Annotated in this window: 13 protein-coding genes; 7 read left to right on the top strand and 6 right to left on the bottom strand. The window is 53.2% G+C overall.

From position 1 onward, the window contains the following. Positions 1–618 precede the first annotated feature (618 nt). A complete protein-coding gene (locus QZ280_RS03540; RefSeq protein ID WP_293441160.1) occupies positions 619–867 on the bottom strand; it encodes a hypothetical protein in 249 nt (82 codons plus the stop codon). Between QZ280_RS03540 and QZ280_RS03535 the strand changes: the two genes are divergently transcribed. Both QZ280_RS03535 and QZ280_RS03530 read left to right on the top strand, forming a co-directional pair. Then, positions 866–1,291 (top strand): hypothetical protein, encoded by a 426-nt coding sequence (locus QZ280_RS03535; protein ID WP_293441159.1) that lies wholly within the window; start codon positions 866–868, stop codon positions 1,289–1,291. The two genes, QZ280_RS03540 and QZ280_RS03535, sit on opposite strands and share 2 nt — an antisense overlap. After that, positions 1,260–1,562: a hypothetical protein gene (locus QZ280_RS03530; RefSeq protein ID WP_293441158.1), complete on the top strand. Its 303-nt coding sequence runs from the start codon at positions 1,260–1,262 to the stop codon at positions 1,560–1,562. Before QZ280_RS03535 ends, QZ280_RS03530 begins: the two co-directional genes overlap by 32 nt. 15 nt (positions 1,563–1,577) lie before the next feature. Here QZ280_RS03530 and QZ280_RS03525 read toward each other — a convergent pair whose 3' ends face one another. After that, positions 1,578–1,841, bottom strand: coding sequence for a DUF2312 domain-containing protein (locus QZ280_RS03525; RefSeq protein ID WP_009830649.1), 264 nt, complete (start codon positions 1,839–1,841; stop codon positions 1,578–1,580). A 129-nt stretch (positions 1,842–1,970) separates the two neighbouring features. On the opposite strand from QZ280_RS03525, the gene QZ280_RS03520 reads away from it, so the two are divergent. Further along, a complete protein-coding gene (locus QZ280_RS03520) occupies positions 1,971–2,186 on the top strand; it encodes a hypothetical protein (RefSeq protein ID WP_293441154.1) in 216 nt (71 codons plus the stop codon). A 39-nt stretch (positions 2,187–2,225) separates the two neighbouring features. After that, positions 2,226–2,906 (top strand): M48 family metalloprotease, encoded by a 681-nt coding sequence (locus QZ280_RS03515; RefSeq protein WP_293441152.1) that lies wholly within the window; start codon positions 2,226–2,228, stop codon positions 2,904–2,906. Positions 2,907–2,915: 9 nt separating this feature from the next. Here the strand turns inward: QZ280_RS03515 and QZ280_RS03510 are convergent, their stop codons facing one another. From QZ280_RS03510 to QZ280_RS03500, 3 genes are read right to left on the bottom strand one after another with little or no spacing between them, the layout of a single operon-like run. After that, positions 2,916–3,461: an RSP_2648 family PIN domain-containing protein gene (locus QZ280_RS03510; protein ID WP_293441151.1), complete on the bottom strand. Its 546-nt coding sequence runs from the start codon at positions 3,459–3,461 to the stop codon at positions 2,916–2,918. Further along, on the bottom strand, positions 3,458–4,654 hold the full coding sequence (locus QZ280_RS03505; RefSeq protein WP_293441150.1) for an RSP_2647 family RNA methyltransferase: 1,197 nt from the start codon (positions 4,652–4,654) through the stop codon (positions 3,458–3,460). The genes QZ280_RS03510 and QZ280_RS03505 overlap by 4 nt, the downstream gene beginning before the upstream one ends. Positions 4,655–4,692: 38 nt before the next feature. Beyond that, complete coding sequence (locus QZ280_RS03500) at positions 4,693–5,250, bottom strand: DUF6778 family protein (protein ID WP_293441149.1); 558 nt, start codon at positions 5,248–5,250, stop codon at positions 4,693–4,695. Between the two features lie 387 nt (positions 5,251–5,637). Here QZ280_RS03500 and edd point away from each other — a divergent pair, with 387 nt between their 5' ends. The 3 genes from edd to QZ280_RS03485 are packed head-to-tail and all read left to right on the top strand — an operon-like array spanning position 5,638 to position 8,553. After that, positions 5,638–7,443 (top strand): phosphogluconate dehydratase, encoded by a 1,806-nt coding sequence (gene edd, locus QZ280_RS03495; RefSeq protein ID WP_293441148.1) that lies wholly within the window; start codon positions 5,638–5,640, stop codon positions 7,441–7,443. A gap of 12 nt (positions 7,444–7,455) precedes the next feature. Beyond that, positions 7,456–8,100, top strand: a complete 645-nt coding sequence (gene eda / locus QZ280_RS03490; RefSeq protein WP_293441147.1) for a bifunctional 4-hydroxy-2-oxoglutarate aldolase/2-dehydro-3-deoxy-phosphogluconate aldolase — start codon at positions 7,456–7,458, stop codon at positions 8,098–8,100. A 21-nt stretch (positions 8,101–8,121) separates the two neighbouring features. After that, entirely contained in the window at positions 8,122–8,553 is a 432-nt protein-coding gene (locus QZ280_RS03485; RefSeq protein ID WP_293441146.1) for a metallophosphoesterase, read from the top strand. 265 nt (positions 8,554–8,818) lie between these two features. Here QZ280_RS03485 and QZ280_RS03480 read toward each other — a convergent pair whose 3' ends face one another. Then, positions 8,819–9,010, bottom strand: coding sequence for a hypothetical protein (locus QZ280_RS03480; RefSeq protein WP_293441144.1), 192 nt, complete (start codon positions 9,008–9,010; stop codon positions 8,819–8,821). Positions 9,011–9,169 lie beyond the last annotated feature (159 nt).

Genomic DNA, 9,169 nt, shown 5'->3' with positions numbered 1-9,169 from the left:
GCGGACCTATTGATTACAAATCAATTGCTCTACCAGCTGAGCTATAGGGGCACTGAGGATGCGAATACAAAGAGACTGGCGTACTCGCAAGAGGGTTTTTTGCAAAAGTCGAAAAAAAATCTGCCGACCTCTTCTCTTTGATGCAACTTGCTCACGTGAACCAAGATCAGCGCTCTGATGAACAGCTGTTTTGCTCCTGACCTTCTCCCCGAGGCTCCCTCATTCATAACGAGCGTTTGCGAGTTTGGCTTTCGTATTCTCCGGTTTCCTTTTGGGCAAACGCGCCGTGCGCGGAACCTTACAATTGCTCAAGCACTCGGCGCGATTTTGCGGTGTCTGGTGTTCCAGTAATGAGTGCGGTTTGACGTTGTCCAGCATCGTGTCAGCCAGCAGACGTTTCAATTTGGAATTTTCGCCCGTGATTGCACGCAGCTTTCTGTTTTTTGATCATCCCTATAATCTAAGCTGCATTAAATCGGCTATTTTGCACTTATTTATTCCGTCGAAAGCTTGCGCAAACCCTAAACCAAACTGAAGGAAGTTTCAGGGGGGCGGAGGGAGGCAAAGTACCCAATTCCGAGGTGCAGCAACATCACTCATACCAACCTTGAAATCGGTTTAAATGTCGCCAAAACCACTTTTATCACAAGACCAAAGCAGATCAGCGAAAAGCAGGCGCGGATGCAGGTCATACTCCACGCGGGCGCTCATTGTACGGATGACGGTAGGCTCCTGAAGACGCTCTTCAAAAATCGTGCGGCGTTTCAGGCGCGCGGGATTGCCTTGCCACGTCCACGCCATCACCCAATTGCTAAGCGCTACCGTCAAAGCGCTCTCCAAGCGCGCGGTCGGACCGGGTTCGCGCATGGCTTTTCTCGATGCGATCATGGATATCGATAAGCCTGAAGTGGATCGGCTGATACTGCATAGTCGGAACTTCTTTTGCGTGCTCAAAATCACCTTCAACAAAGGTCGGATTTATCCTTTGGCGGGGTCACGACTTGCCTATCTCACACATCTGTTTCCTGATGATGAGGTTGAGCTTTTTCTCAGCATTCGCAACCCTGTGACCCACCTGCCCGCGATGTATGCCGCAACACCGCACACCCAGTTCATCGAGTTTCTCGATGGCGCTGATCCACGCGACATTCTCTGGTCAGATCTCATCACCAATATTAGCCAAGAAGCACCAAACGTGCGCATCATCGTGTGGTGGTATGAAGATGCCCCGATGATTTTTTTGGGGGGAGGGGGAATTGTTGCGCGAGATTGCAGGTATCTCTGCGAATGAGCCAATTGAGGGTGGTTATGATCTGCTCGCGGAAATCATGAGCGTGGAGGGTATGACCCGCTTTAAAGGCTATATTGAGAGCCATCCCAACATGCAAACGCAGCAGGTGATCACCACGTTTTTGTATAAGTTTGCAATCGACGATATGGTCGAGGAAGAGGTCGGTCTAGACGGCTGGACTGACCCGCTGATTGAGCAATTAACTGAGCAACACGAAGAAGATCTGTTTACGACCAGTCGCATTCCCGGTGTCGAACTGCTCGAACCTTAATGTAGAGCCGCGCGGTTAGCCCTGCATCCCAAGCGCTTCTTTATACATTTCCAAAACCGCTTCTTCTTCTGCTATATCGTCTGGTTCGCGCTTGCGTAGTGCGATGACCTTGCGAATGACTTTTGTGTCATATCCGCGCCCTTTTGCTTCGGCCATGACCTCTTTGCTTTGCTCCGCAAGATCCTTCTTTTCCTGATCAAGACGCTCAAGACGTTCAATAAATTGACGGAGCTCGTCTGCGGTCACGCGGTAGCTGGTATCGCTGATTACATCTGACATTTGGAACTCCGAGCATTAGAAAAGAATGAACCTTTCTTTAGCGCTCTGCCCACGACGCTGCAAGGGCTTGCGGGACGGACCTGTGCAGGTTAGGCGATGCACAGTGAAAATGTGCAAAGGATAAGCGCAATGGATGGTTTGATCTGGTCAGGGGCCGCAGTGTCTTGCTTGGGGCTCGTGGGACTTGTTGTGAGCATCATTCGCGTCAATCGTGCACGCAAGGCGGGTCTAGACGATGAAAGCCTGCGTGCAGCGGTGCAAAAAGTTCTACCTCTTAACTTGGGATCTCTGTTCTTGTCCGTGATTGGCCTAATGATGGTGATCGTCGGCATATTCCTTGGCTAATTACTTGCTGCAAGACTTGTTGTAGCACATATCTATAGCATGTTGAAGTTTGCCCCCATCCTGCTCGCCATTGTCTATGGCATCGCAATGTATCGTTTTTCCATCTGGCGTACGAGCCGGGAATTGGACGCGCAGTCCACCGAGCTGGCGGATCCCACTCTAAAACCGATTGTGCATGCCATGGCGACCTCCCTCGATCTCCCGCGCATTCGCGTACATATCTATGAGATTGAGCCAGTTAACGGCCTCGCCGCCCCCGATGGTCGAATATTCATCACGCGCGGGTTCTACAAAAAATTCCTCAACGGCGATGTGAGCGGTGATGAACTTGCCTCTGTGATCGCCCACGAGCTGGGCCATGTCGCCTTGGGGCATTCGCGTCGGCGGATGATTGATTTCTCCGGTCAGAATGCCTTACGCACCGCCCTTGCGATGGTGATCGGTCGGTTTATTCCAAGTGTTGGGCCTTGGATTGCCAACATGCTAACATCCCTACTTGCGGCACGCTTGTCGCGCAGTGACGAATATGAAGCCGACGCTTATGCGGCCGCGTTGCTTACCAAATCTGGGATCGGCGTCAGCGCTCAAATCTCCTTGTTTCGCAAACTTGACGCCTTGACCAAAAGCCAAGCCGGACGCGCGCCTGCATGGTTGTTAAGTCATCCAAAGACGGAAGAGCGTATTGCTGCGCTTGAAAAGCTCGAAGATCGCTGGCGCTAGACCGCGCCTTTAGGCCTTTGACAACGCAGCCCCAAGCCGATGTAAACGCGCCTTTTTCATCAGTGCCTTCACTGTCCACAGCTTGTTGGAAAGCTGATTGGCTTTGTCCAGCACCTCCTGCGCCAACGTAGTCACCATATCAGGGTCCGTTTGCCAAATACCAACTAACAATGCATCGGGGTTGACTCGTGTCAGGCACTCTTCTGCTAGGATATCCTCGGGGAAGTCCTTGTTGTTCAAGGTAACAATACCATCAGCACCGCCAATCACCGCAGCCGCGAGCACATGGATGTCTGAAGGGTCAGGTAACCAGAAGCGCGCCTGCTGATCCTTTGCGATCTGCACCGATGCGTTGGGAAAGGCGATCTTTAGGAACAGCGCTTCGCTTTCTACTTGCAGCCCAGCAGTCTCGCCATGTTTCAAGGCCGCCCGCCGCCATTCTTCAAGGACGCGCGCAGACCAACGTGGTTCAAACGCGCCTGCTTTCGCAGCGCCTATCAACATCTCGCGCATCACCGTCGGATACAATACGCATGTATCCAGAAGCAGTTTCACAGACGATAAAACAACGCTTTGAGATAACCACTTTCCGCCAATTGCGGCATCAACGGGTGATCCGGCCCCGCAAAGCCCGTATGAATAAGCGATCCTGCGCAATCCGCACGACCTATGCCACGCGTACAAGCAAAGCGGAATTTACCGAGATCCGCCGCATGCGAACAAGAACAGAGTACCAAATAGCCGCCCTCTTTAACCAAAGGGGCCGCCATTTTTGCAAGACGCTCGTAGGCGCGCAAACCCACTTCCAGCTTTGCTTTGCCCGGCGCAAATGCAGGCGGATCACAGATCACCACATCATATTGAGCGCCGTCTTTGCCCAAAGCTTCCAACACATCAAAGGCATCGCCTTTGCGCGTGCTCATCTTATCGTCAAATCCAGCGTCTTTCGCCCCAAGCTCGGCCAAAGCCAGCGCAGGTGCGGAGCCATCCACACAAAGCGCTGATTTTGCGCCCCCCGCAAGGGCCGCCAAGCCGAACCCGCCCACGTGTGAAAACACGTCCAAAACATCCGCGCCCTCGCTCAAGCGTGCAGCAAATGCGTGGTTAGGACGTTGATCGTAAAACAGGCCAGTTTTCTGACCACCCGTCAGATCGGCAGCGTAGTGTGCGCCATTCATCGGGACCATAACAGGGGCATCAGGTGCCGTGCCCAAAAGCACCCCGTTTTCGTCATCTAAGCCTTCAAGCACACGCGTGCGCCCTGCTGCATTTTTAAGGATTGTCGTCGCCCCTGTGACTTCTACCAAAGCATTTGCCAGCGGCTCTATCAGAACCTCAAGCCACGCAGCATTCGGTTGCACAACCAAAGCATTTTCAAAACGGTCAACCACCAAGCCCGGCAGACCATCGGCTTCCGCGTGGATCAAGCGATAGAAGGGTTGATCGAACAGACGCTCTCGCAATTCGAGGGCGCGCTTTATCTTCGCTTCGAACCAAGCCTGATCAATTGCGGCGCTCACATCGCGCTCAATCATACGTGCGGTGATGCGCGACAGTGGGTTGGCGGCGACCAGACCCATCGGATTGCGTTCTGCATCCTCCAGCACGGCAATCGTTCCAGGTGCAAGGTTTTTACTGCGCCGATCAAGCACGAGTTCATTATCATAAACCCAAGGTGCACCGTGACGGATCGCACGGGCGTTGGCTTTGGGTTTAAGGCGAAGGACGGGAAAAGGGGACGCTGTCATAGCGTCCTCTTAGCGATTTCATCGGTGACTGAAAAGGATCACTTGCGGTTTAGGGCAACAAAGAGCCCCGAATTGCCGTCAACATAGCCGTGTGGCTGCGTTAGTTCGGTTTGAATAACCTGCGACAAGAAGGAGGTCACACGGTGTTTCTGCTTATCCCCGCGATCATCCGCTTGTATAGCGTCATTCCCACATAGCGTATCATGGTTGGGGACCATCTGACGCGCAGGTCGGAGTGTAGCACCTGTTTCAGGGTCAAGAAGCGTCACTAGGAAGTTCATATTATGAACACCACCTGTTTTGTAGCGAGCTTTTTCGGACACACTGTGAAAACGGGTGACTTGAAAGTGAACATGTACGGGACGACTTCCTTGAAGCTTAGCCTCTGCATTGCGCCCGCTTTGATCTAAAATTGCTGCGACTTGCGCATGGCGGTCACCAAATAGATCTCCACGCCAGACGATATCACCCCTGGGGTGATAACTGTTCTTTTCAAACACTTTCAAAGAACGCGTAACATCGACTGTAATCCGTGCAATATTGATGTCTGGAGCAAAGACGCAGTGCTGAGAGGTGTCGCGTGCAGGCTGGAACACTTGGGTCGCTTTTGGTGCAACGTCATTTGTCGCATTTAGGCTGGCGGTCTGCGGACCGGATCAGGCTGATACAGCGACTGCGGCAAGCGCCATCATGGCTACGCGAATTTTCTTCATTTCGCCCTCCTGACTCTCTGGTCATGGCTTTTCTCTGTGTGCAACCACAAGATGGTAATTAAGCAAGGCGGAAATGGGGCAGCGGCGTGACTGGGTAGTGATTATTAGAGGGTCGAAACACGGCTTTAGATGAACTAAATTATCCTGAATATCAGGCAAAAATAATTTGAGCTAGCTTCTTGGGATCACTCGACGTTAGCGCTAACATACATTATAGGACACGAAATTACGCTAGACTCACACTTTCTGAGCAATAGGACGACTTCGCACATGAGCTTGCATTCAGTACTCTCACAGACAACAGATCGCATTTTGGAACGCTCCCATGATCGTCGTTCCAAATATATGTCCCATATGCGCGCCGCCGCTGAGGAAGGTCCGCGTCGCGCGCATCTGACATGCGGCAATCAGGCTCATGCCTATGCCGCAATGGGCGATGCACAGCAAAGTTTGGCAGAAACGCCTGCGCCGAACCTTGGGATTGTGACTGCTTACAACGATATGCTCTCAGCGCATCAACCGTTTGAAGGCTATCCAGCGATCCTAAAAGAAGCCGCACGCGCCGCAGGTGGCACAGCCCAAGTAGCTGGCGGTGTGCCCGCCATGTGTGATGGTGTTACCCAAGGTCAAACAGGCATGGAGCTGTCGCTTTTCTCACGAGACGTAATCGCTTTAGCCGCAGGCATCGGCTTGTCACACAACACATTCGATGCCGCCGCCTACTTGGGTGTCTGCGACAAAATTGTGCCCGGTTTGATTATCGCGGCTGCAACCTTCGGTTACATTCCAGGCATCTTCGTGCCCGCTGGCCCCATGCAATCAGGTTTGCCCAACGATGAAAAGTCACGCGTGCGCAATGAATTTGCCCAAGGCAAGGTCGATCGCGCAGCCCTAATGAAGGCGGAAATGGCCTCGTATCACTCCGCAGGCACATGTACATTTTACGGAACAGCCAACTCCAACCAGATGCTGATGGAGTTTATGGGCCTGCATTTACCCGGCTCCTCTTTCGTCAATCCCGGCACCGAACTACGCGATGCCCTCACCTGCGAAGCCGCAAGACGCGCGCTTTCTATTACCGCCCTTGGCAATGATTACCGCCCTGTCTGTGATATCTTGGATGCAAAAGCCTTTGTGAACGGCATTGTTGGGTTAATGGCGACAGGAGGTTCAACCAATCTCGTGCTGCATCTGCCTGCCATGGCGCGCGCCGCGGGTGTAGATCTACGCCTTGAAGATTTCGATGCGATCTCCTCAATCGTGCCGCTGATGGCGAAAGTCTATCCAAACGGCCTCGCGGATGTGAACCATTTTCACGCCGCAGGTGGCCTGCCCTATATGATTGGCCGTTTGCTGGACGCTGGTCTGTTGCATGAAGATGTGAAGACCGTGGCAGGCGATAGTCTTGGCCTGCACGCGCAGGAACCTGCCCTTGATGGCGGTGCCTTGATCTTCCGTGACGGCGCAAAGGACAGCGCGAATGACAAGATCCTGCGCACTGCTGAGGATCCGTTCCAATCCAGCGGGGGTCTTAAACAACTCAAAGGCAATCTGGGTCACGGCATGATGAAAGTCTCTGCCGTCGCCCCCGAGCGTCACGTGGTCGAAGCCCCCGCGCGCGTGTTTGAGAGCCAGGACGCGGTAAAAGACGCCTTTAAAGCCGGCGAGTTCACATCTGATCTAGTCATTGTTGTGCGCTTCCAAGGCCCCAAGGCCAACGGTATGCCCGAGCTTCACGGCCTCACACCGGCCCTATCAGTCACCCAGCAACGCGGCATTAACGTCGCGCTTGTCACTGATGGGCGCATGTCGGGTGCCTCAGGTAAAGTGCCCTCTTGCATTCATGTTAGCCCAGAAGCCGCTGCAGGCGGTCCGCTCTCGCGTATTCAAAATGGTGATATCATTCGCGTAGATGCGACGAATGGAACCCTTGAATGCCTCACCAAAGGTGCGATGGATCGCGCGCCTGCCACCCCTGATCTTAGCCACAATGGCAACGGCGTTGGCCGTGAACTTTTTGATGTCTTTCGCCAAACTGTTGGCAGCGCCGATACAGGCGCAGGCGTCGTCGTATAAGGAATTGCACAGATGATCACACCACAAGATGCCAGCGCAAAAGCGCGTGAGATTTGCCAACTTGCCCCCATCGTACCTGTATTGGTTGTCGAAGACGCAAGCATCGCACAGGACTTGGCGCGCGCGCTGGTCGCTGGTGGCTTGCCTGCTTTGGAAGTCACTTTGCGCACGGATGCCGCATTGGACGTTATCGCTGAAATGGCCAAGGTCGAGGGCGGCGTTGTCGGCGCAGGCACTTTACTTACACCAGAGGATGTGACGGCGGCGGTTGCTGCTGGTGCGAAATTCGGCGTCTCACCCGGTGCAACGGACGTTTTGCTTGATGCCTGCGAAGCCGCGGACCTCCCCCTCCTCCCCGGTGCTGCGACTGCGTCCGAAGCAATGCGTCTGCTGGAGCGTGGCTATACCGTGCAAAAGTTCTTCCCTGCTGAAGCCTCCGGCGGTGCGGCGGCGCTGAAAGCCATCGGTTCGCCTATCCCACAGATCCGTTTCTGCCCCACAGGCGGCGTCAGCCCAAAAAACGCGAATGATTATCTGAGCCTGTCCAACACGATCTGCGCAGGTGGTAGCTGGATCTGCCCCAAAGATTTGATCAACGCGCGCGATTGGGCTGCAATCACAGAGCTTGCAAGGGCCGCGTCCCAACTTAAGGTCTAGTTCCCCACCAAAGGAATGCGCATGATCAAGATCGTCTGGATATCCGACCCACATTTTCAACGTGCGGGGCGTATTGAAGGGCTTGATCCGCGCATGCGCTTAGAGACGGCACTAGAGTACGCGAACGCACATTATGCGGATGCGGATATGCTAGTAATCTCAGGTGATCTCGCGGGGCACGACCCTGAGGACTATGCGGCGCTGCAAAAGGTCCTGTACGAGTCGAAGATTTCGGTTTTTCCAATGATGGGCATCCATGACGAGCGCGCGTATCTGCGCGATCACCTGCCCCTACCAAAAACCACAATGCCCGATTTCATCCAGTACGCGATTGAAACCTCAGTTGAGACTGTGATCTGTCTCGATATGCATAAGGTCGGCTCACACGCAGGCGAGCTCTGTCCGACACGACTTGCTTTGCTGGATGAAACTTTGGGCAATACCCCAAACTAACCTGCACTGATTTTTATGCATCACCCGCCGCTTGCCTAGGGGCTATCACAACAAGACACAAATATGCTTGAAGATCATGAAGCGTTCTTTGATGCCCTCTCACGGAACCAAAACAATCATTAACTGTTGAAGTTTAAGAGAAAATCCGGGACGCAAAATCTAAAAACAACCTCATAGAGAACCTCGCAGAACCACTGACACGGGGTTGCTTTCTACCGCTTTAAAGACCTGATTTGGTCTCCAACACCATCGCCACGCTCACGGTTCAGCTTATCAACAGCACTCTTCTGCGTATCTCCGAGGGTTTTTTCCTAGCCTTGTTCTGACCTGACACTTCGCTGATTTGATGTTTGAACTCATCTGACAAGTAGAAAGTCTTGGCTTTCACAGCCTCGTCTAACCTCTGATGCCCTGCGAAGGTCTTCTTCAAGTTAGGTTTTTTGATCTTACCAGCCATAGGTCATTCCTTACCTGCTTTGATAAGCTCTTCCACAGTCATGTGTCTCGCATAACCGTCAGTGAGGTCCTTATACAGGCGACTAGCCCTATCAACATCGCCGCCAAACCCAGCAGAAGTAGCCTTAGGTTTTTCTTGTGGGAACTGACTTTCAAACTG

The organism is Planktotalea sp., assembly GCF_018607995.1.
Lineage (GTDB): Bacteria > Pseudomonadota > Alphaproteobacteria > Rhodobacterales > Rhodobacteraceae > Planktotalea.
This window is presented reverse-complemented; position numbering and strand designations above follow the sequence as displayed.

Excerpts from the sequence above, each read along its gene's own strand:
- QZ280_RS03535 (WP_293441159.1), top strand. The coding sequence starts at position 866 with ATGGCTTTTCTCGATGCGATCATGGATATCGATAAGCCTGAAGTGGAT.
- QZ280_RS03540 (WP_293441160.1), bottom strand. The coding sequence starts at position 867 with ATGCGCGAACCCGGTCCGACCGCGCGCTTGGAGAGCGCTTTGACGGTA.
- QZ280_RS03525 (WP_009830649.1), bottom strand. The coding sequence starts at position 1,841 with ATGTCAGATGTAATCAGCGATACCAGCTACCGCGTGACCGCAGACGAG.
- QZ280_RS03520 (WP_293441154.1), top strand. The coding sequence starts at position 1,971 with ATGGATGGTTTGATCTGGTCAGGGGCCGCAGTGTCTTGCTTGGGGCTC.
- QZ280_RS03515 (WP_293441152.1), top strand. The coding sequence starts at position 2,226 with ATGTTGAAGTTTGCCCCCATCCTGCTCGCCATTGTCTATGGCATCGCA.
- QZ280_RS03505 (WP_293441150.1), bottom strand. The coding sequence starts at position 4,654 with ATGACAGCGTCCCCTTTTCCCGTCCTTCGCCTTAAACCCAAAGCCAAC.
- edd (WP_293441148.1), top strand. The coding sequence starts at position 5,638 with ATGAGCTTGCATTCAGTACTCTCACAGACAACAGATCGCATTTTGGAA.
- eda (WP_293441147.1), top strand. The coding sequence starts at position 7,456 with ATGATCACACCACAAGATGCCAGCGCAAAAGCGCGTGAGATTTGCCAA.
- QZ280_RS03485 (WP_293441146.1), top strand. The coding sequence starts at position 8,122 with ATGATCAAGATCGTCTGGATATCCGACCCACATTTTCAACGTGCGGGG.
- QZ280_RS03480 (WP_293441144.1), bottom strand. The coding sequence starts at position 9,010 with ATGGCTGGTAAGATCAAAAAACCTAACTTGAAGAAGACCTTCGCAGGG.